At 48.7% G+C, this 314-nt stretch carries 1 protein-coding gene; it reads left to right on the forward strand.

The annotated features are described in order from the left end of the window. Positions 1-119: 119 nt before the first annotated feature. On the forward strand, positions 120-314 hold a 195-nt coding region (locus E1189_RS23765; protein ID WP_196221261.1), incomplete at its 3' end, for a hypothetical protein.

Genomic DNA, 314 nt, shown 5'->3' on the forward strand with positions numbered 1-314 from the left:
TGGAAGCTGTGTTACCGGGAACCTTGTCAGTCAGTGATCCTATACCTTTAGCCAGGAAACATCATTATGCTCAAACCTCCCTGACGTTAGAAGATAAAACGTGGCTCTTGTTACCCAGTATGGCCCCCGATGAAACGATCATTGCTATGCGCACCGAGCCTGAAAAGGTATACAGCGTCATGAAGGATCGCTATAGTGGGTTGCATATGGTGCTTATTCCAGAGGCGCAGTCCGGTGAAGAGGTCATTGTCCACTATATAGTGGAAACCAGGGACACGACTGCAGACACGGAGGAAACAGAAGACGTACTGGTT

The organism is Parendozoicomonas verongulae, assembly GCF_009711465.1.
Taxonomy (GTDB): domain Bacteria; phylum Pseudomonadota; class Gammaproteobacteria; order Pseudomonadales; family Endozoicomonadaceae; genus Sansalvadorimonas; species Sansalvadorimonas verongulae.